Annotated in this window: 24 protein-coding genes; 18 read left to right on the forward strand and 6 right to left on the reverse strand. The window is 37.9% G+C overall.

All coding sequences use genetic code 11. The annotated features are described in order from the left end of the window. Positions 1 to 65 precede the first annotated feature (65 nt). A complete protein-coding gene (locus C9J37_RS13970; protein WP_107895828.1) occupies positions 66 to 776 on the reverse strand; it encodes a response regulator in 711 nt (236 codons plus the stop codon). Beyond that, the gene (locus C9J37_RS13975) at positions 773 to 2,365 is read right to left on the reverse strand and encodes an ATP-binding protein (protein ID WP_107895829.1); all 1,593 of its coding nucleotides are present in this window, start codon (positions 2,363 to 2,365) and stop codon (positions 773 to 775) included. The genes C9J37_RS13970 and C9J37_RS13975 overlap by 4 nt, the downstream gene beginning before the upstream one ends. A gap of 171 nt (positions 2,366 to 2,536) precedes the next feature. Here C9J37_RS13975 and C9J37_RS13980 point away from each other — a divergent pair, with 171 nt between their 5' ends. The 4 genes from C9J37_RS13980 (at position 2,537) to C9J37_RS13995 (ending at position 6,571) form a co-directional block, all read left to right on the forward strand. Beyond that, the gene (locus tag C9J37_RS13980) at positions 2,537 to 3,046 is read left to right on the forward strand and encodes a DNA-deoxyinosine glycosylase (RefSeq protein ID WP_107895830.1); all 510 of its coding nucleotides are present in this window, start codon (positions 2,537 to 2,539) and stop codon (positions 3,044 to 3,046) included. 83 nt (positions 3,047 to 3,129) lie between these two features. Further along, complete coding sequence (locus C9J37_RS13985; RefSeq protein WP_107895831.1) at positions 3,130 to 3,510, forward strand: hypothetical protein; 381 nt, start codon at positions 3,130 to 3,132, stop codon at positions 3,508 to 3,510. Positions 3,511 to 3,992: 482 nt separating this feature from the next. After that, a complete protein-coding gene (gene abc-f / locus C9J37_RS13990) occupies positions 3,993 to 5,624 on the forward strand; it encodes a ribosomal protection-like ABC-F family protein (RefSeq protein WP_107895832.1) in 1,632 nt (543 codons plus the stop codon). A 161-nt stretch (positions 5,625 to 5,785) separates the two neighbouring features. Then, positions 5,786 to 6,571 carry a hypothetical protein gene (locus C9J37_RS13995; RefSeq protein ID WP_107895833.1) on the forward strand — a complete coding sequence of 262 codons (786 nt, stop codon included), beginning with the start codon at positions 5,786 to 5,788 and terminating at the stop codon, positions 6,569 to 6,571. A 147-nt stretch (positions 6,572 to 6,718) separates the two neighbouring features. Here C9J37_RS13995 and C9J37_RS14000 read toward each other — a convergent pair whose 3' ends face one another. Beyond that, entirely contained in the window at positions 6,719 to 7,102 is a 384-nt protein-coding gene (locus tag C9J37_RS14000; protein ID WP_107895834.1) for a DUF805 domain-containing protein, read from the reverse strand. Between the two features lie 425 nt (positions 7,103 to 7,527). Between C9J37_RS14000 and C9J37_RS14005 the strand changes: the two genes are divergently transcribed. Next, the gene (locus tag C9J37_RS14005) at positions 7,528 to 8,067 is read left to right on the forward strand and encodes a hypothetical protein (protein ID WP_107895835.1); all 540 of its coding nucleotides are present in this window, start codon (positions 7,528 to 7,530) and stop codon (positions 8,065 to 8,067) included. A 2-nt stretch (positions 8,068 to 8,069) separates the two neighbouring features. Continuing rightward, a complete protein-coding gene (locus tag C9J37_RS14010; protein ID WP_038510005.1) occupies positions 8,070 to 8,429 on the forward strand; it encodes a YybH family protein in 360 nt (119 codons plus the stop codon). A gap of 54 nt (positions 8,430 to 8,483) precedes the next feature. On the opposite strand, the gene C9J37_RS14015 is transcribed toward C9J37_RS14010, so the two are convergent. Next, a complete protein-coding gene (locus C9J37_RS14015) occupies positions 8,484 to 8,939 on the reverse strand; it encodes a GNAT family N-acetyltransferase (RefSeq protein ID WP_107895836.1) in 456 nt (151 codons plus the stop codon). Positions 8,940 to 9,032: 93 nt separating this feature from the next. Here C9J37_RS14015 and C9J37_RS14020 point away from each other — a divergent pair, with 93 nt between their 5' ends. From C9J37_RS14020 to C9J37_RS14075, 12 genes are all read left to right on the forward strand, one after another. Next, positions 9,033 to 9,851 carry an alpha/beta fold hydrolase gene (locus C9J37_RS14020; RefSeq protein WP_167397316.1) on the forward strand — a complete coding sequence of 273 codons (819 nt, stop codon included), beginning with the start codon at positions 9,033 to 9,035 and terminating at the stop codon, positions 9,849 to 9,851. 43 nt (positions 9,852 to 9,894) lie between these two features. Then, a complete protein-coding gene (locus tag C9J37_RS14025) occupies positions 9,895 to 10,464 on the forward strand; it encodes a nucleotidyltransferase family protein (protein WP_107895838.1) in 570 nt (189 codons plus the stop codon). A gap of 20 nt (positions 10,465 to 10,484) precedes the next feature. Beyond that, positions 10,485 to 10,961 carry a DinB family protein gene (locus tag C9J37_RS14030; RefSeq protein WP_107895839.1) on the forward strand — a complete coding sequence of 159 codons (477 nt, stop codon included), beginning with the start codon at positions 10,485 to 10,487 and terminating at the stop codon, positions 10,959 to 10,961. Next, on the forward strand, positions 10,952 to 11,785 hold the full coding sequence (locus C9J37_RS14035) for a helix-turn-helix transcriptional regulator (protein ID WP_235617117.1): 834 nt from the start codon (positions 10,952 to 10,954) through the stop codon (positions 11,783 to 11,785). The genes C9J37_RS14030 and C9J37_RS14035 overlap by 10 nt, the downstream gene beginning before the upstream one ends. 390 nt (positions 11,786 to 12,175) lie before the next feature. Further along, complete coding sequence (locus tag C9J37_RS14040) at positions 12,176 to 13,156, forward strand: ABC transporter substrate-binding protein (protein ID WP_107895840.1); 981 nt, start codon at positions 12,176 to 12,178, stop codon at positions 13,154 to 13,156. 91 nt (positions 13,157 to 13,247) lie between these two features. Further along, entirely contained in the window at positions 13,248 to 14,255 is a 1,008-nt protein-coding gene (locus C9J37_RS14045) for a FecCD family ABC transporter permease (RefSeq protein WP_107895841.1), read from the forward strand. Further along, the gene (locus C9J37_RS14050) at positions 14,248 to 15,279 is read left to right on the forward strand and encodes a FecCD family ABC transporter permease (protein WP_025220771.1); all 1,032 of its coding nucleotides are present in this window, start codon (positions 14,248 to 14,250) and stop codon (positions 15,277 to 15,279) included. The genes C9J37_RS14045 and C9J37_RS14050 overlap by 8 nt, the downstream gene beginning before the upstream one ends. 29 nt (positions 15,280 to 15,308) lie before the next feature. Further along, entirely contained in the window at positions 15,309 to 16,091 is a 783-nt protein-coding gene (locus C9J37_RS14055; RefSeq protein ID WP_137067826.1) for an ABC transporter ATP-binding protein, read from the forward strand. Then, the gene (locus tag C9J37_RS14060; protein ID WP_107895843.1) at positions 16,088 to 16,867 is read left to right on the forward strand and encodes an alpha/beta hydrolase; all 780 of its coding nucleotides are present in this window, start codon (positions 16,088 to 16,090) and stop codon (positions 16,865 to 16,867) included. Before C9J37_RS14055 ends, C9J37_RS14060 begins: the two co-directional genes overlap by 4 nt. A 90-nt stretch (positions 16,868 to 16,957) precedes the next feature. After that, positions 16,958 to 17,425, forward strand: coding sequence for a GNAT family N-acetyltransferase (locus tag C9J37_RS14065; protein WP_235617118.1), 468 nt, complete (start codon positions 16,958 to 16,960; stop codon positions 17,423 to 17,425). A 5-nt stretch (positions 17,426 to 17,430) separates the two neighbouring features. Then, positions 17,431 to 18,105 (forward strand): hypothetical protein, encoded by a 675-nt coding sequence (locus tag C9J37_RS14070; RefSeq protein WP_137067825.1) that lies wholly within the window; start codon positions 17,431 to 17,433, stop codon positions 18,103 to 18,105. 64 nt (positions 18,106 to 18,169) lie between these two features. Continuing rightward, positions 18,170 to 18,682 carry a YfiT family bacillithiol transferase gene (locus C9J37_RS14075; protein WP_107895845.1) on the forward strand — a complete coding sequence of 171 codons (513 nt, stop codon included), beginning with the start codon at positions 18,170 to 18,172 and terminating at the stop codon, positions 18,680 to 18,682. Between the two features lie 86 nt (positions 18,683 to 18,768). Here the strand turns inward: C9J37_RS14075 and C9J37_RS14080 are convergent, their stop codons facing one another. After that, entirely contained in the window at positions 18,769 to 19,401 is a 633-nt protein-coding gene (locus C9J37_RS14080) for an exosporium glycoprotein BclB-related protein (RefSeq protein WP_107895846.1), read from the reverse strand. Positions 19,402 to 19,708: 307 nt separating this feature from the next. After that, a complete protein-coding gene (locus C9J37_RS14085) occupies positions 19,709 to 20,728 on the reverse strand; it encodes a hypothetical protein (protein ID WP_107895847.1) in 1,020 nt (339 codons plus the stop codon). Positions 20,729 to 20,938 lie beyond the last annotated feature (210 nt).

The following is a 20,938-nucleotide window of genomic DNA, read 5'->3' on the forward strand; positions in this document are numbered from 1 at the left end:
ACTAAAAGGTAGCATGCTGTTAATAGGGAGGGAATAATATGGTCATAAGTTAGATAAGATACATACTATTCATTTTGTTCATAAGTTCCATAGTATATATATTTTCTTTCAGGTCTACCAATTGTTCCGTATATCGGTTTGATGTACAAAAACTGTTCACCAACTAAGTATTCTAAATAGCGGCGGGCAGTTGAACGACTAGAACCGATTATTTCACTCAATTGTGAGGCTGTAAGTTCCTTGGTTTTTATTTTTTCGAAGACCTCTTTAACCGCCTGTAATGTGTGTAAATCAATGCCTTTTACAAAGGTATCTTCTGTAGCAGTTGATTCACGATAAAATATGGAATCAAGGTCAACTTGCGTGAAGTTTGATGTGTGTTGAAACAAATGAAATGTATGCAAATATTTTTTAAACGCTTGATGAAGTCGTTGTTGTTCAAAAGGTTTAATTAAGTAATCTAAAATGCCTAAATCTATGACATCTTTTATTAAATCTCTTTCTGTTGCAGCAGAAATAACGATTATGTTGATGGCAGGATAATGATGCCGTATATGGTGTACTAAAGAGCTCCCTTCGACATCAGGAATATACAAATCGGTTAAAATAATCGCTGGTAAGTTGGTGGATTGTTTTAGCTTTTCAATCGTTTCTTGCCCAGTCCGTAAATTTTCAGTAACGGTAAAACCACCTATTGTATGAACATAATCTGCATGAATGTTTGCTACTCTAAAGTCATCTTCTATAATCCATACACTTGTGTAGGCTGTTGTCATAAGCGCTTACCTCCTTTAGGAACGATTATTAAAAAGCACGCTCCTGATAAATCTCCAGCATCTAATAAAATATCTCCATTTATATTTTCGAGAGCTTTTTTGCTGATTGTTAAGCCATGCCCTCGATCTAAGCCTTCCTTTGTTGAAAAACCTTTTGCAAAAATTTTATCGGTCAGCTTGTGGTCAATACCGGGGCCGTTATCTTGAATCTCCAATAAATAATGATTTTTATAATCGTTAATAGATAATTGAATTATTTTATCGGAGGACGGCAAGTTTTTTAAAGATTCAATAGCGTTTTGAAGAACATTGCCAAGTGCTGTAAGAATAGCATCTTCCTGAAGTTTAGATAATTTCATAGATGGAGGAATTTCCTTCAGCTCGAGTTTAATGCCCAGTTCCGTTGCTTCTGCCAGCTTCCCTTGAATTAATGCTAGGAGTAGAGGGGATGTGCCATTATTATTTAGAAAAGCTTGATGTTTAAGATGAATATTTCGTTGTTCTTTAATGTACTCAATTGCCTGATTGTACTGTTTAGAAAATAGCAAACCTAGAATAATATGAAGCTTATTCGCAAATTCATGTGTATAGGCGCGTTGCATATTGGCATACTGTTTGACTTGTTTCAGTTCATCAATAATTTTTTGGATGTCTACTTTTTTTCTAAATGTATATAAAGAACCTATTTTCCTTTTCTTTTCCACTAAAGGTGCTTTATTTAAGATGATAATATGTTCATTGAGTGTTAGCTCTAAGTTATGAATATGTTGTTCTGCAACGATTTTAGGTGTGAAAATATGCTCGATTTTAGTTCCCATCCATGCTGAAATGGATTGATTGTGAGTAGAATCTAGCATTCCGTATGCACTTTTATTAATAGTGGTAATTTGATTTAAATGATCGACAGCAATAATCCCTTCTTCCGTCGTTTCTAAAATCACTTTGTTTTGTTGATATAATTTAGCAATTTGGATTGGTTCCATATTAAATAATAATTTTTTAATATAAAGAGAGATGGCGATTGCCCCAAGTATACCAATGAAAAGAATAATAATTGTGTAATTGAGCCACTTCATAAGATGGTCTTTGATGATTGTATCAATATGCGCGGTTAAAAAACCGACAGAAACAACACCGATAATGTTGTCGTCTATCATAATAGGGGCTTTACCTCGGATAGATTCACCTAGGGAACCAATCGTTTTAGAAATATAGGCTTGTTTATTTAGTAATGCGGCATCATTGTCCCCACCGACCATGGGATGTCCTATTCGATCTTTTGCGGGATGGGAATAACGAACACCTTGTGCATTGCCAACTACGATAAATGCTGCATTTATCTCCTCTCTTAAAGGTTCGACGATTGGCTGGATAATGTCACTTGGATTTTCATGCTCGAATGCTGTAATAATCTCCTCCATAGAAGCGATTGTTTTAGCAATATTCAATGCTTCTACGCCTATTTGCTTTTCTGTTGTATCGCGTATATGTTCTTGCAATAGATACATAAAGAGCCCACATATCATTAAAAGTAAAATCGACATTAAAAAAATCATTTTAACTGTTAGAGACTGGAATAAACTTCTCATATTTCACCTCTAGATAGTTTTCGTTTGCCATCTTGTAAAAAGAGCGTATTTGGGAATAGAATAGCATACACCAAATAAAGAGTTCGAGTTATTTTATAGTGGCTAAATTAATCATAAAAAGAATTTTGCTGTAAATACTTAGCGTTACAATAAAAGCAAGGAGAAATGGCTATGTCAAATGAAGTGAAAAATGTACTGCCACCTGTTGTTGATGCTTCAACAAAGGTGCTTATTGTTGGCTCAATGCCAGGAAAGCTCTCATTAGAGAAACAGCAATATTATGGCAATCCACGCAATCACTTTTGGGCTATTATTGGGCAAATTGTAAAGAGAACAATACCGGAAGCTTATAAAATGCGAATAGAGTTGTTAAAGGAAAATGGTATTGGTCTTTGGGATACTATCGAATCGTGCGAGCGCAAGGGTAGCTTAGATGCCGCCATTCGCAATGAAAAACCAAATGATTTTAAAACGCTTTTTAAACAGTATCCAAATATAGAACTTGTGCTTTTTAATGGTGGGAAAGCTTTTGAAGTGTTTAAAAAGCATATTGGTGTTGAGGTTTTAGATGGACGAGCCTATCAAAAGATGCCATCGACTAGCCCAATCCCTGGAAAAAATATAAAATCCTTCGACGAAAAGTTAGCGGATTGGCGAGTGATGCAATCGTATTTAACGTAAACGAGGTCATATGGTAGGCTAATTGCTCAAGCGACTTTCGCCCCCTTACATATAGTGAAATATGTAAAAGGGGGGAGTTTGTATTGAATTTATATCCAAATAATAATTATGGGGAAAATTTCAGAGGTCCGAGTTGGAATGTTCCAGGTATTCCACCAGTTGGACCACCACCAAATATGGGCCAACCACCTAACTTTGGACCACCGTCTTCTGGGCAAATGCCAATGAGTGCTCCACCAAACTTTGCTCCACCTATGCCCGCGTGGCATGGTGGCTCAAATGGCATTCAATCGTGTTTATTTAGAAACACGTATTTATGGATGAACAACGGAAGAAGTTTTTGGTTTTTCCCGACGGTCATAGGTAGAGAATTTATTGCGGGATTCCGCTGGAGTAATAGATATGGATGGCGTTTCCGTACATTAACGAGAGATCATATTCGTTCGTTTGAATGTTTTAGATAATGGATTTCAATCGTAAGGGATTCGGGTGGAGCATGTAGAAAACTGCCGAAATTTATGTGGGCATTGTGCCTTAACGATTTTCTAAAAGGCGCGAGATGAAAATACGAAGCGAATGTATTCTGTTTTTAAGTAATGGATGTTACAATAATTGTAACTAAACATGAAGGGACGATGGGTGGCTAATGATTAACTAATCTTATTTTTTGCACATGAAATGTATATTTCAATGAATCAAAAATAGGATTAGTCTGCCCATTTTCCATAAAGTACACGATTGTAGGCTCAAACGCCTGCTATTGTTGAACGTATACTAAAAATGCAAATTACCGTACGAACGCGCTTGGTGTGGCATTTTTAGTATTGGAGCATCTCATAATAAGGCTCAAACATTGAGCTTTTTTGTGTTTGATATTTCGCGACTAATCCTTCCAAAATAATTGGAGGGATTTTTTTGTCCCTCTATATAGAGAGGAACGGATGAAATGAAAGAACTTTTAAAAATACAGAATGTACAGTATGAGGTAGGAGACATACGGATTTTTGAACAGGTGACGGCAACAGTAAAACAAGGCGAAGTCATTGGTATTATAGGAAAAAATGGAGCTGGCAAATCGACATTATTACAGCTTATTCAAGGCATACTAACTCCTACGGCAGGGCAGCTAGTGCCGTTGCAACATGTTAAAATGGCCTATGTGGAACAAGAGCAAGCAACTATAGATAGTTGGGAAGTAAGCGCAGAAGAAGCGGATTTACTTGCTAAATGGCATGTACCAAACATCGAGTTTGCAGCATTAAGCGGTGGAGAAAAGTTGAAAAGGCGACTAGCAAGAGGTTTTTCACAACATGCGCAATTACTACTGTTGGATGAACCGACAAATCATTTAGATGAAACAAGTACAGCGATGCTTATCGCTCAAGTAAAAAAATATGATGGTACAATGATTGTTGTTTCTCATGATCGTTATTTTTTAGACGAGGTTGCCACTAAAATATGGTCTTTGGAAGATGGTAAACTGCTCGAACATAGTGGGCATTATACAAGTTATATAGCGGCTAGAGAGCAACAAAGGCTAGCGCAACAACGCGCCTATGATAAGCAGCAAAAGAATATTGAACGGATTGAAGCGCAGATGAACGAGCTATCCTCTTGGTCGCAAAAGGCACATGCACAATCGACCAAGCAGGAGGGCTTTAAAGAGTTTTACCGAGTAAAAGCAAAACGAATGGATGCACAAGTAAAATCAAAGAAAAAGCGCTTGGAAAAAGAGTTAGCAAAGAACAAAGTTGAGCCGCCTAAGCAAGAAGAGGAAGTGCGGTTTTCAGTAGAGACAAACCAGCGAGTAGGTAAACGGTTTTTAGAATGTAAGCATGTAACAAAATCTTTTGGTCAGCGTCTTATATTTCAAGATCTAACAATGACAATACAATTTGGTGATAAAATTGCCATTACAGGTCCAAATGGTAGTGGCAAAACGACTTTATTGAAGGTGCTGACAGGACAAGAAAAAGCAGATGGTGATCTGTGGATTTCACCAGCAGCTACTATCGGCTATTTAACGCAGGATGTATTCGATTTGCCATTGAATCTTACACCAGAGCAATATTTTCACAAGGAGACGTTCGAGGAAAGAGGGAAAGTCCGCAATGTCATGAAACATTTAGGGTTTACTGCAAGTCATTGGACAGCACCTATTGGCAATATGAGTATGGGCGAGCGTGTGAAGTGTAAGCTGATGGCGTATATTTTAGAAGAAAAGAATGTTCTAATTTTAGATGAGCCAACGAATCATCTTGATTTGCCTTCAAGAGAGCAATTAGAGAAAACGTTGGAGCTCTATACAGGTACATTGCTCGTTGTGTCGCATGACCGCTATTTTATTGAGAAAACAACAAATATTGTGTGGCAGCTTGAAAATAAAGGAATCGTGAAAAAATGGAGAGAGAGCATACCACAGCAACAAAATAATACAAGTGCACAACGGCTAAAGTTAGAAAATGAAAGACAAGAAATACTTGGCAAACTTAGCTTTCTAACCGCCAAAGATAAGGAATATGCTGTGCTTGATCGGAAATTTAATGAGTTGACGAAGCAAATTAATGAACTCCGCTAGTTTGACGTTTAAGACAGCAAAAAGTGGGGAACATTAACGTAATTTCAGTAAACAATTGCTCGCTTTTATAAGTGGGGAGACTCTTATGAATGTCATAAATCTTCGGGCACACTCGAAAAATTAGGACGTAATAGATAAAAAGCAAATATTGAGGTGTCTAGATGAAAAAATTATTTTTTATAATCATACTAACAATTAGTATCATTAGCGCATGTACTGGAAGAGATACGAATAGTAAGCAAGATACACAACAAGACCATCAATGGAACGAAAATAAACTTTGTATTTCTGAAACAACATCTAAAGACACAGTCTCTTCTTTAACGCAGGCAGGAGCATTGAAAACGATAAAGGAGCAGCTTGGAACAAAACTAGCCATTGTTTTGCCAACGAATGTTCCACTAACAGAAGGAGCTTTTTTAACCGCAACAACTAAAAGTGAAGAGCAACAAGCCGAAGTTCTATTTCTAGAAAGTAAAGAGTATCTTCCGGTTAATGATGTAAAGCTAAAAAATGCGACAGCCGCAACTGCGATTGCCAAACTTACTGTAAAGCTCTATGACAGTATAGATGAGGCAAGCGAACAGATTGCTTATGAAGAATTTAGTAAAAATGGAGGGCAACAAGTTCCGCTTGGATTCAATATGACTGGTTATCAGGATGCAGGCGAGGGCTCGTTATGGACTGGTTGGAATGAGGGAAGATGGGCAATAGCAACTCATACCCGAACAGATAATCCAGAAGCTGGAGTAGAGCTGGCAAAACAAGCAGTACAATATTTAGAATCCCATACACTTCCAATCCCACACGAACACGGTATGGTACATTTAGATGTTTATAAAACAGGAAACTTAATCGTATGGCAGGATGGAAAACTTGTCTATACGCTTGATTCCATCAAGGACCCGATGAAGGCACTTGCAATTGCAACAGCTTTTAAGCAATAATAAGTAACCCCTGAGCGCAACTACACTCAGGGGTTTTTAATGACTTATTAGCTTTTGTAATAGCCATGTTAATTATGCATTTTACCAATTCAGATGCTACAAGTTATGGGTATTTGTTGAGCAAGTATGTTTAGACTATGTAGATACTCACACACTATATGAAGAATCCGACTGTAAAGTTTTTTGGCTTGGACCCCAACGATTTGTCTGTGGCTGACTATCAAGCACTGTAAATACAAATAGTACGATTGCTCCAAAGGGGATGAAAATGATTAAAATCCATGCTCCACTGCGCCCTATATCATGAAGACGGCGGACCGTCACAGACAAACTAGGAATCATAAAGATTATTCCAAACAACGTGCTGAGTATTCCCACCTCTGGTGAAAATTTGAGATTTAGCATCTCTTCGATCATTATTATTACAAATGAAATAATAAATCCGATAAGGTAGTACATCCAATATTCTTGTCGTCGAGCGCGGCCACTAAAATTGAATGTGTTCTTCAAGGCATGTACAAACCACTTCATCAAAATGTCTCCTTACTAGAAATCTAAAATAGTTTATATTTAAGAGAGAAGGATGTATAGAGAATTAAATTGTTTCATCTAACATAGACTTTTCACTTAAGAAAGGGTTGTTGTTCCCAAAGGTTGTTAATCATCATTTTTTATTTTTAATGTTTAAAATTCAATAGATCAACTTCTTTCTCAATCTTAATAATACTTGTTATGTAATAGGTTGCATTTTTTCCTTAATATGTATTATATAGTATACTAAATGCAATATAAGTCAATTAGTATAATGTTAAAGGACTACTAGAATACCTTGTATCTATTAAAGCAGATAGATGGTTAAGCTTGTTATTGAAAAACGATTCAAGTTCTCGTATTTTTTCTTTGTTCATATAATAATATTATTTTATTAACAAAGTATTTATTGAAGGAGTGTGTATATGAAAAAATTTTTATTATATTTTAGTGTCTTATTCTGTTTGGTTTCAGTAGTAGGTTGTAACGAGCAGGACAAGGATGTAAACGGTGAGTTCCTTTTAGGTAACTTTGGCGCTGATTGGGAGGAAGAAACTTATTATTTGGTTGTTCCAATTAATTGGTCAGGAAAATCACATGTAACAATAGAATCTATGAAGTTGATAAAAAAAGATGAAAAGCCTATTACATACGAGGAAGATGGTATAAAGTATGAATTCTTTGGTGCAGAACCATTAAAGTCATCAGGGATATATGGTGAGTCAGATGTTGGAGAATTAAAAAATATAAAAGATTTAGAAATAGATAGTGATGGTAAAATTGCGCTTAAATTAGTATTAGGAGAAGAGGTTCATGAAGACAGTGAACGAAGAATAAAAATTAGTTTTAGTATCAACGGAAAAGAATATGAAAAAATTGTTGAATGGAAAACCCTTGAACAAGTAAATACGTTGTCAGAAAACAACTCAGTTATACCCTACACAACTTCGCAGAAGGAGGTATAAAAATGGGCTATCAACAAGCTTTATCACGTTATATTGACGCAACAAATACACATGATTTTAACAATGTCAAAGCATTATTACATCCACAGGCGGTTTATTGGTTTACGGATCGAACATGCACGTCGCTAGAAGAAATAGAAGCTTATTTCAAGCATGCATGGCATGTTATTCAAGATGAGGTTTATCGCGCAACCAATGTACAATGGCTTACTGCCGATGAAAATGCCGCTACATGTATCTATACATACCATTATGAAGGCTATCATAATGGCACATTTGTATCAGGTAGCGGGAGAGCAACGAATGTTTTTACTGTTATGAATAATGAGTGGAAGCTTATTCACGAACATTTAAGTAGCTAAGGCGACCTTAAAACCACTTGAATTAGTAGCAATAACAATTGCCTAACAACCTTTTTAATCTAGCTTTGCCGCATAAATGCGAGAGCTTTCTCCCCAAGGATGGTAGCCAGTACCGATATAGGAAAATCCATAGCGCTCATATAGACCGATATGATCCGTACAAAGATAGAGCTGTGGAAAACCATGTTGCTTAGCATCCTTTTTAGCTTGCTCTAATAGCAATGCACCATAGGCATGACCACGATGGCTTTCCTCAATATACACCGCACAGACCCAAGGATATAAATCCATCCGACTTATAAAGTCATTGGTAATTAAACCAGCACAGCCGATGATTTCATCATTATTCATTAATACATACCACTGTGGGAGCGGTACCTGTGCATCGATGCAATGGGCAATACAATCCTCATAGAGCATCATACTTTCCTCACTTGCCCATTTGCTCTGAATATAACGGGTCGCCATTTCAGCATAGCTTGGCTCCTTGCGTATGGAAATAATCTTCATTTTCGCCACCCCTTTGAAAAGTTAATAGATACGGTTATTATTGTAATTAATGGAAACATCAATAAGCAATAATAACTTGGGGAGGCTATAAACTTGCAGCAAGAAATCTATCAATGGGGACACGCCCAACATCCAACTTTAGTTTTTTTTCACGGTCTTGGTAGTACGGGTCTAGCATTTGGCGAACTAGCAAATTATTTACCAGCATATCATATCGTATCATTTGATTTACCCGGACATGGGTATGCATCAGCCTTGACAGAAGAAGCGGCCTATCTCCCATCAAATGTCATTGTAACAATCGGAAAGATGCTAAAACAAAAGTTAGGTAATAAAAAATTTTATCTTATCGGACATTCTTTAGGTGCAGATTTAGCTTTACATTACGCAGCTACTTTTCCAAAGCAAATAGCAGGTCTTATTTTATTGGATGGTGGCTATTTAAGTTCACAAGATATGGGGATGACAGTAGAAATGGAGTTGCAGAACATTGAAAGTTTTTGTAACGATGTTAGATTCTCCTCTTGGGATGAATTTTTTCAATCGGAAAAAGAGGAGCTTTCGCGCTGGTCTGCTGAACTGGAAGCTGCTTCGCGTGCACAAGTAAAAGCATTGGATGGCGAAATTAGACTAGCTCTTTCCACGTTTACAGCACAATCGCTAATTAAAGGGCTTGATGCTGAACCCATTCGTCACAAACTTCAGCATGTGAAGTGTCCAACTTTATTGGTAAGTGCTACAAAACCTATTGAACTGGAACAAGTAAGAAATAAAAGTATAGCGGATTTCCAAGCAAAAGTAAGCAATGTTCAGGTAGAGCCTGTCCCGAATGCAGGGCATGATATTTTCCGCGATGCACCTGAGCAGGTAGCAGAAAAAATAATTGCATGGCTTACTAATAACAATGGCTAAAGAATAATCGAAGCTGTACATTTAAAATAGGGGTTTAAATTACATGAAAAGGTTACGAACAGAACGAGATTTAATAATGTTGATTGAGTCTGATACGTGGATGATGGAAATTTTGCGCTGTGTGGAACAACAACAGTTACCCGACAGTTGGGTTTGTGCTGGCTTTATTCGTTCCAAGGTATGGGATTATTTGCATGACTATCAAGACAGAACGCCCTTAGCGGATATTGATGTTATTTATTTTGATAAGCAGCTAATTTCAGAAGAACAAGAGAAGCACTATGAACAGCATCTATTGGAACTCTTACCAAAAGAACCGTGGTCTGTGAAAAATCAGGCGAGAATGCATAGCGTAAACGCTAGTGAACCCTATCAATCTTCCGTTGATGGCATGGCACATTTTCCGGAAATCCCAACAGCAATTGGTGTAAGGCTTACAAAAGGTGTACTGGAATTGGCTGCACCTTATGGCATACAGCATTTACTGTCGGGTATTGTGGCACCGACCCCTTATTTTTATAAACATACACATTTACATGAGATTTATCAAAAGAGGATTTATAATAAACAGTGGCAATCTAACTGGCCAAAACTATTTATAACGACACGATAGGCTAAAGGGGCGAAAAGAGATTGCAACAAGAAAAAAAGCAAATACTTATGCATTATGAAAAATCTATATTGTGGTTAGAGCACCTGTTAGATGTTACGGAGCAACAGTGGCGCATGCCAATCCAGCAAGGGAAGTGGACAGTAGCAGAGGTTATTGGACATCTAATTCCTTGGGATCAATTTGTATTAAACGAACGTTTGCCCTTTTTATTTTCAAAAAATCAGCTACCAAAGGGACCAAACGTAGAACAGATGAATGCTCAAGCTGCAAGTAGTAGCCGCTTACAAAGCAAAGAGCAAATAGTGCAGACATTGTTGAAGTGCCGGCGTTTATTGTTACAAACGCTTCACGATTTACCGGATCAACAGTGGCAACAAAGTTTTAAAATCGGGTGTTCGGAACTTACACTTTACAGCTATTTTACAGGTTTAGTAGAACATGATCAGCATCATTTTTTACAAGTACAAAGTGTGCTAGGTGAAAAGCAATGGACATAAATATAAATCAAATCATTGATTATTATGCACAAGCAACTGTCAATTTTGTTGATATTTTTACCAATACGATGGAGCCAGGACGAAAGGATACAGGACGTACTACTGCGCCTGGGAAATGTGGTTTAGTTTTCCCATTGGCAGGAAGTGCGTCTTTTAGTTTTAATGGGACACCGTATGCGATGGTGCCTGGAATGGTTGTCCATGCAGGGCCACAAATGCCCATTGAAATTCAAGCGACTGGCGATAAGATATGGGAGTACACAGTGGTCCATTATATACCACCAAAAGACACGGCGCCTTTCTCATTAGCCAATCAGCATTTCGCCATCCATACTGGAGATTATTCAAACATTATTAATCTTGTACAACAGTTAAAAGAAAGCTATGCCATGCCAGGTAGTATGGCGATTTTGAAATCCAAGGCAATATTTATGAATTTAGTAGAAGCTATCTTAATTTCAGCAAAGATGAAGATTCTTGACTCGGCAAATGAAATGATGGAACAAGTCGTTCAATACATACACGAGTACTATGCGAGACCACTATCGGTATCCAATATTGCGCAAGCATTCGGTGTCGAGCGTCGAAGATTAGCTTATCTTTTTGAACAACATACGGGCATGAATCCAAGTAGCTATTTAACAGAATATCGCATACGGCGGGCAAAAGACTTGCTAAGATATTGCAATTTTACGGTGGCAGAAATTGCTGAATGTGTAGGCTATGTTGATAGCTTTTATTTTAGTCGGGTATTTAAAAAAAACACAGGCATGTCTCCAACAGCATTTCGAAAATTAATGATGGAAGAAGCCAAATATGTATAAAGCAGACGGGGAAAATCGCCAATAAAAGCACGTGAATCGCCATTAAATCAAGAGAAATCGCCAATAAAAGCACGTGAATCGCCATTAAACCAAGGGGAATCGCCAATAAGAGCCCTTGAATCGCCAGTAAACCAGCGCACAACAAAAGTGTTAGATTGATTGCAGTCAATCTAACACTTTTTCTCTTTTATTGTAGGCTTTTTGATAAATATTTTCGGCAAAAGTCCATATAGAAAACGAAATTGTCCATTCACAACTATTTTTCTCTTTGGTAGGATAGAACACGTAAATGATAATGACTATCAATTAATTGGTGGATTGCTATTGACTTATTAATGAAAATGATTATCATTATCGTTGATAGATGACCATGATGAGGAGAGATTTAATGTGAATAAATATATCAAAATGTGTGCGCCTGCACTTTTAGCACTGTCCCTTGCTGCTTGTAATACCGATAAAGCGGCAGAGTCTACAGCAGTAAAAAATGAAGCCGCTACAAGTGCTACAGAAACACAAACAGAACAAGCAACAACACAGAACATTACATATTTGGGCGAAACGTATGAACTACCAGCAAAGGTGGAAAACATTGTAGCGGCAAGTTTAGAGTCTATGGAAGATGCTGCAATGCTCGGTATTAAACCAGTGGGTGTACTCGATATTGGTGGCAAAATTCCATCCTATCTTACAAAGGAATTAGCAGGAGCCCAACTTGTAGGCAATAAAATGGAGCCAAATGCAGAGGCCATTTTAGCACTGGATCCTGACGTTATTATTGGGACATCCAAGTTCCCTGAAGAAACGGCTGAAAAGCTCAATAAAATTCAAACAATGATTCCTTACTCGCATATTTCAACAAATTGGAAGGAAAATTTAACATTGCTCGCACAGCTTACTGGGAAAGAAGAGGATGCTAAAAAAATCATTGCAGACTATGAAACGAAGGTTGCCGATGCTCAAATGAAATCAAAAGAGCAACTAGCAGACAAACAGGTGTTAATTGTTCGTTTACGTGGTGGCGTTATGTATATCTATCCTGCGGGTGTGTACTTAAATCCTGTGCTTTATGAAGACTTAGGGGCACCAGTTCCTGAAATCGTAACAACGACGAAGGCACAAGCGGAACTTTCACTTGAAACGTTAGCGGACATCAACCCGGATGCAATTTTCCTGCAATTTGAGGAATCTGAAAATACAGATGCTCCGAAAGCATTAGAAGATCTGCAAAAAAAACCAATCTTTGCAAGCCTAAAGGCAACTAAAAATGAACAAATTTTTGTTAATGCCATTGAGCCTCTAGCTCAAGGTGGTACTGCTTGGTCTAAAGTGAAATTCCTAGATGTTGCCACGGAGAAATTACTTAAATAGATGAAATAGGCTGGTAGTAGAATTGGTGGAATCACCGGGCTATTACCAGCCTTTTCATAAGATAACGAATAAATAGAAAAAGGTGTCGCAGTTGAAAAAAACAAACATAGTATCATTTTCTATATTGGTAGCTTCACCTTTCCTCATTGTGATTGTGGCTTTAATGTCTATTATGTACGGGACAAAGGATATTAGTGCCTTAACAGTGTGGCAAGCCATAACAGTATTTGATCCTGCAAATATTGACCACCAAATTATAAGGACTAGCCGTATGCCTAGAATTTGCGCCGTATTGCTAGTAGGTGCATTTTTAGCAGTAGCGGGTGCAGTTATGCAAGGTATTACTCGAAACTATTTAGCATCGCCATCCTTAATGGGCGTTAATGATGGTTCAGCCTTTGTCATTACATTAGCCATTGTATTCTTTCCTGGACTCCCAAACTATCAAATGATATTGCTATCAATGCTCGGCTCAGCATTAGGTGCTGGCATCGTTTTTGGCTTCGGTTCCCTTATTCGAGATGGGCTATCACCTGTTCGATTAGCCATTATAGGGACGGTTATAGGGACATTTTTAAGTAGTATAGCGACAGCCATTGCAATGTATTTCCAAGTATCACAAACGGTTAGCGCTTGGTATAACACAAAGGTACATATGGTCGACAATAGTATGCTCTTACTATCCATTCCTTTTGGCTTAATTGGTCTAATGCTGGCGTTATTTTCGGCAAGGGCCATTACAATCACCGCCTTAGGTGATGATATTGCTATAGGTCTCGGACAAAAAACAAAAGCAGTAAGAATGGTCAGTATGCTTGCCGTCGTATGTTTAACAGGAACTGCGGTTGCCCTTGTAGGGAAAATCGCTTTCGTAGGGCTTGTTATTCCACACATTACACGTTTTCTTGTTGGCGTGGATTACCGTTTTATTATCCCATGTGCAGCACTAATAGGTGCATTCTTCTTAGCGCTTTGCGATGTGCTCAGTCGTTTCGTTAATTATCCATTCGAAACGCCCATTGGTGTATTAACTGCACTGGTCGGTGTTCCATTCTTCTTATATTTAGTTCGTAAGCACGGAGGTGAAAAGCGTGCATAGTAGAGCTTCCCGTGTAGTCATTACGGTCATTACTATACTTCTTTTATTAATTTTAGGGGCAAGCTATCTCCATTTGACAAATGGTGTTTTTGATATGTCCGTAATGGATGTACTAAAAACACTCTTACGTATCGAACCCAATCCGAAATTTGATCTTGTTATTTTCGAATTTCGTCTACCACGAATAGTCATCGCGGCGCTTGTTGGTGTAGGGCTAGGAATGGCGGGTGTCGTGTTACAGGGTATTACACGCAATGGCTTAGCAGACCCTGGTATTTTAGGCATTAATGCTGGCGCGGGTGCAGCGGTTGTTATTTTTATGTTTTTCTTTCAGTTCCGTGTGGTCACAGCGGATATCAGTAGCTGGTTATCCATTTTAATGATGCCGATTTTCGGTTTTGTTGGTGGTACGATGGCCGCGGCTTTAATTTTCTCCTTTGCGATGAAAAATGGTCATTTAGATATGCAACGATTGATTTTAACAGGGATTGCTATTAATAGTGGTTTTGGCGCGTTATCGCTGTTTCTATCATTAAAAATGAATGCACAAGATTATGAGTCGGCTGCCGTTTGGATGGCTGGTTCTATCTACAATGCCAATTGGATTTTTGTCGTGTCGATGTTGCCATGGCTCCTATTACTAGGTTTTTATGTTTATCGAAAATCGTATTTACTCGATTATTTTCAATTGGAAGAAGACAGTATTACGAGCTTAGGCATAGCACTGGAAAAGGAAAAAATGAAGTTATTATTGGCGAGTGTCGGCTTAGTGAGTGCCTGTGTATCCGTTTCTGGGAGTATTGGCTTTATTGGCTTAATGGCGCCACATATTGCGAAACAGCTTGTCGGTATTCAACATCGTTATGTTATGCCGGTAAGTGCTCTTATAGGGGCTTGTTTACTAGTGCTAGCAGACTTTATTGGTAAAACGGTGTTTGCACCTTCAGAGTTGGCTGTAGGTATTGTTGTATCCATTATTGGTATACCTTACTTTTTGTATTTGTTAGTAAAGTCAAAAGCTTAGGGGGAAATCGTGTGCAAACTGCATTTAGAATGGAAAATTTATCTTCAGGTTATGAGCATGTTCGTGTATTTGAAGGGTTGAATTTAACGATAGAAGAGGGCAAAGTGACAACGATAATAGGACCGAATGGTTGTGGCAAATCAACCTTATTGAAAACAATTGGACGCATTTTAAAGAAGCAACAGGGAATCGTTTATTTGCAGGAACAAAATATGCAAAATTTATCGACCAAAGAAATTGCAAAAAAGTTAGCGATCTTATCCCAAACACCAATTGCTCCAGGACAGTTAAAGGTAGAGGAGCTGATTGCATACGGTCGTTATCCACATCGTCATAATGTCAATCGTTTAACGAAGAAGGATGAAAAAATGATTGAGTGGGCCTTAACAGTTACAAATACGCTGGAGTATCGCAGTCGGGAATTAGCACAACTTTCAGGAGGGCAACGACAGCGTGTCTGGTTAGCAATGGCATTGGCGCAAGAAACAAGTATTTTGTTGCTAGACGAGCCCACGACTTATTTGGATATGGCACATCAGCTAGAAGTGCTTGATATCGTAAAAAATTTAAATGAACAACATGGCTGTACGATTGTGATGGTTTTACATGATATTAACCATGCAGCGCGCTATTCAGACCATTTAATCGCTATGCGTCAAGGTGTTGTAGTGGAAACAGGTACTCCACAGGAAATTTTATGCGCGGATGTGATGCGCAAAGTGTTTAATATTTCTGCGAGAATTATGGAAGATCCAGCAACAAACACCCCTGTATGCTATGGCTATGATGTGTTAAAGGAGGCAGACAAATGACTGTTGGACAAGTAGACAGTGTATCTGATTTTTTTTGCTATGAAATGAAGTCGATGTTTACAGATTATACGTATTCGATAAATGTTTATGTACCTCAAGGGCAAGTACCTAAAGAAGGCTTTCCTATAATCTATGTATTAGACGGTTCGTCATATTTCCAGTACGTGAAGGAAGCCGTACGCCTACAAAGTCGTAATGCGCTCAAAACAGGGGTATTACCTGCCATTGTTGTCGGTATTGGCCATCGTGCTGATATGCATGAACGCCGTTTCTACGACTTTACAGCACCTGCAAAAACGTATAGTTATCCTGCCAGATTTAAAGGCAAAGGTTATCATCAGCATGGTGGGGCAGAAAACTTTAGTCGCTTTTTACAGGAGGAATTAAAGCCGCGACTTTCTGCACAATTTCATGTAAATGAACAGCAACAAACATTATTTGGTCATTCGTTAGCAGGTTATTTCGCACTATGGCAATTATTAAATAATAGAGGTAGTTTCCAACATTATATCGCTATTAGCCCCTCAACCTGGTGGAATGAACATGAGTTGTTTGCTAGAGTAAAGGCTTTTATGGAAGCGCATCAACATGTGAAGGAAACCATATTTATTGGCGTAGGAGAACTGGAAACGTTTATGGTAGAAGATGCGCGACAAATGGCGGATCAGTTAGAGAAAGTAATGGACATAGTCTTTTATGAGGCATTAAGCGAAAACCATGCATCTGTGGTCCCTACTGTTATGAGTAGAGCTATACGTTTTGTGCATAAAAATTAATTTTGTAACCGCATTATCTTAGGTAATGCGGTTTACTTTTGGATAAAAATACAATAATATGTATTTAAAATCAAAAAAGGTGTGATTAAAGTGGGCGTTGTTTTAGCAGATAGTCAACATGCACACATAGTGCATAAGGTCATGATGCAAGCTTTTAAAGAATATGAACATGCAACATCGCCGTCTAGCGCATTAAGCGAAACAGTGAGCTCAATTGAACGGGCACTACAAAATGGCGAGCAAGCTTTTATTAGTTATATGGAAAATGAACCTGTCGCGATGGTTCGATTTACATTGAATGATGAGGGGATATATTTCTTCCGATTATCTGTAGTTCCGGAAAAGCAAGGTCAAGGATTGGCCAAGATGTTAATAGCTGAAGTTGAAAATTATGCACGTGCTCAAGGCAAAAGTGTAAGCGAATGTAAAGTCCGTATGAGTGTACCACGTAATATTGCATTATATCGTGCATTGGGATATGTTATTACGAAAGAAACGATGGCAGAAAATCTTAATGGTATTTCGCTTCCTGTTGTAACAATGGAGAAGACACTGTAGGGGGCATATATTTGAAAAAAAGAATAGGCTGTTTGCATGCACATCATTCAAATATAGACTACATAGAGCAAGCATTTAATGGTTTTCAAGAGATAGAGCTAGTGCACTTTGTTGACCCGGGACTCATTCAGCATGTGACAAAGGGTACTGATCATTTGTCCTTAAAGGTAAAAGAACAATTGGAGTGGATAGCAAGCTGTAATATCGATGTCATTTTGATTACATGTACAAATTACATTGCATTGTTAAAAGAAGAGCAATTGTTATTATCTATACCGATTATAAAAATGGATGAACCTTTTTTTCAAATGATATGTGAAGAGACACAGCCCCAATTTATTCTTTTTACAAACCCTGCAACGGTAGATGGAACGATGGAGAGACTTTACCAATATGCGAAGCGCCATAAGAAGGCCATCAATGTGCAGGTGAAGGTACTAGACAATACATTTGACCTCATTATGCAAGGGAATAAGGCAGCGTATAACAATGCAATTATCCAATATTTCTGGGAAATAATGAATGATGGGCTGCGGATTGCTGTTGCTCAGCTTTCGATGGTTGAGGCCGCACAACAATTTGAAGAGGAGTTCGGTGTAGCGATTATACATCCATTGCTATCGTTAGTGGAATTTTGGAGACTCGTTGATACAAAATGTGCAAATCCCGATAAAAAATAAAATGAAATGAAACTTTTACATTGGTAGTATAATGAATTTAGAAATAGAAACGGGGGCGAGCTAAATGAACGATTTACGCTATCCAATTGGACAATTTCGATTTCCAGAAGTAGTGACCGCACAGCATGTACAGAAATGGATTGATGATATCCGTTTATTGCCGAGGCAATTAGCAGAAGCATTAAGTGGAGCAAGTGAACAATCATTAGCAAAATCCTACCGAGAGGACGGTTGGACAGTCACACAATTAGTCCATCATCTAGCGGATAGTCATATGAATAGTTTTATTCGCTTTAAATTAGCTTTAACGGAAGATACACCGACGATTAAGCCCTATAATGAAGAACATTGGGCAATGCTCCCTGATTCAGATATGCCAGTTGCGACTTCCTACAAGTTGCTTGAAAGTTTACACGAACGGTGGGTCTATTTGCTGACAAGTTTAACCGAGGAACAATTACAAAGTGCATTTCACCATCCAGACAACGGGTTTATGACGCTTGAAAAAGCACTCGCTCTGTATGCATGGCATGGAAAGCATCATCTTGCGCATATACACAATGCTCTTGCAAAATAGATAAAATAGGCGACTTTTTCTCACGTTTGAGAGAAAGTCGCCTCTTAATTTTTTTTGTTAATGCATGCTACTAAACATGCATCAAATTATACAATTGTAATACCTGCACTTGCAGTACCAGTTAATGCTTGCCCAACAGCTACACCAGTTGTAGTGATGGAGTACACCATTATTAGTTTGTCACCAGCAGAAACTGCTACCGGTGCAAAACTGCCTGAACCAAACGCTGTATCACCCAATGATATTGCTCCTGTAAATGCTGGAGCTAAGTTAACTGTAGCAGCTGTAGCAGTATAAGTCGTACTTCCAGCAGGTGCACGATAGATTGTCGCAGTAACTGTAGTAGAGCCTACTAGAGCAAGGGCAACTGTAGCAGAGAATGATGCAGATAAACCTGTAATACTACCAGCACGTGGTACTGTAAATGCTTCTGTTACAACGCCTGATAAGTTAAGCGTGTTACCTACAAGCGTTACACCAGGAACTGCAGAACCGAAACCGATAAGAGCTGGTGTAGCGATTAGCCCAGTAGCTAAAGAAGTTAACTCAACAGATGTAATCCCAGAAGAGAATGGAATAATGGAACCGCCAGTAGCTGGTTGTGATGGTGTGATACATGCAGCATCAACCGCTAAAAATGGACCTAATGCATGACATTCCATACTACCTCTAGATGAGCAACCACATCCGCTATTAGACATAGGATCATTTAAGAACATATTTACACCTCCTTTCTTCATTATTCTATTCATAGAGGAATAGAGTAAAAGGGCTATTAACTACATACATAAAGCTATTTTTATCTTCATTAAAAACTAAAGAAAGGTTTTAGAGCGTAACATGATAGTCTATCGTCTATTTGTTAAATGTCACAGCTAAAAATACGCAAACATCAATGTAAATGAGGGAAATGTGGGGACATGAAAAAGTCCAATATGTATGGTGAATACTTATTGGACCGTTTCATATAGGAATTGTAATGGCTATTTTATGGTATTGAATGGTTTTTCCTCCGAGGCGTTCAAACTAATTACGTCTACGAAATAGATTAAAAAATAAAGAGTTTTTTTCTTTTTTCTGCTCTACTTCTATTGCTTCTTCTAGTACTTCTTCTACCATTACCTTTTCAATGATTTCTAGTTGGTTGCTAGCTTCTTCATTCGTTGCTATAAGCGGCGTATGTTCTTCTTCTATAACTAAATCATTGTTGTCGAATGTTTCAGCTTCCGTAGCAGGAGGCACATTTGGAGTATCTAACGTTGCCTGAACTAATGAAGAAGATTCTGTTAGCACCAAGTCATTAGCTATTGGCGCTGTTAAACTATTCGTTTCCAAGATGCTTACAGGGACTCCCTGTGTATCTGCTGCATTTTTAAAGTGAAAAGTCGATTCTGCTGTAGTGTTTCGGTATAAACCGTTGTAAATATGACTTGGATGGGTATTAATTGATTGAAAATAATGTTGGTTAAAATGACGTTCTTCATGTTTTTTATCGGAATTAGGATTAGGTGGAAGATGCATGCCGGTGTTTATATTTGTTGCTTTGCCAGCCAAACTTTGAAGAAATTGATAAGTTGGTTCGGTCGTACGTAATGATGGTTGTACAGCTGTTTGAGCTATTTCTTCTAAAAGCTTTTTTGAAGGGTTGGCAATATTTTTTAACGAGTTTTCATCAACATTCGTAAAATGAGTATCTGTTGGCGGTGATGCTCCATTGTTATCAACCGTTATTATTTTATTTAATACGGCTAAAATTTCCTGATTCATTTCTTCTATTGTTTGATTAAGGGATTGTATTTGAATCGAAAGCTGCTTTACTTGTTCCTCGTATTCTTTAATTTGTAAGCTTTGTTTATCATCAATTGTTTCAGTTAAGCCCTCTATATGAGCGATTTGCGTTTTCAGCTCCTCAAACTCATTCTTCACAAATAGATAATCTTCAATTGAAGTACCCGCTTTTAAAGTAGTTAACGTCTCTCTATAGGAATCAATTTTTTCTTTCAATTTTTCAATGTCTTGAGTGGAGTACAACTTCGAATCTTCCATTGCATTTCACCCCTTTCAGTCCATTAGTATTTTATTAAAAAACTTTACTTTCTGTTACAAAACCATGTAATCAGCCGAGAAGAAAGCAACGTGTTCTATTCACTACACGGACAACAGCATCTCTTGAATAAATATCCTGTAAATTATTTGTTAGCCCATGCACTTAACGCTAAAAAACATATGCTACAAACGAAAGATAAAAAACTTATG

This window comes from Lysinibacillus mangiferihumi, from assembly GCF_003049665.1.
Classification (GTDB): Bacteria; Bacillota; Bacilli; order Bacillales_A; family Planococcaceae; genus Lysinibacillus; species Lysinibacillus mangiferihumi.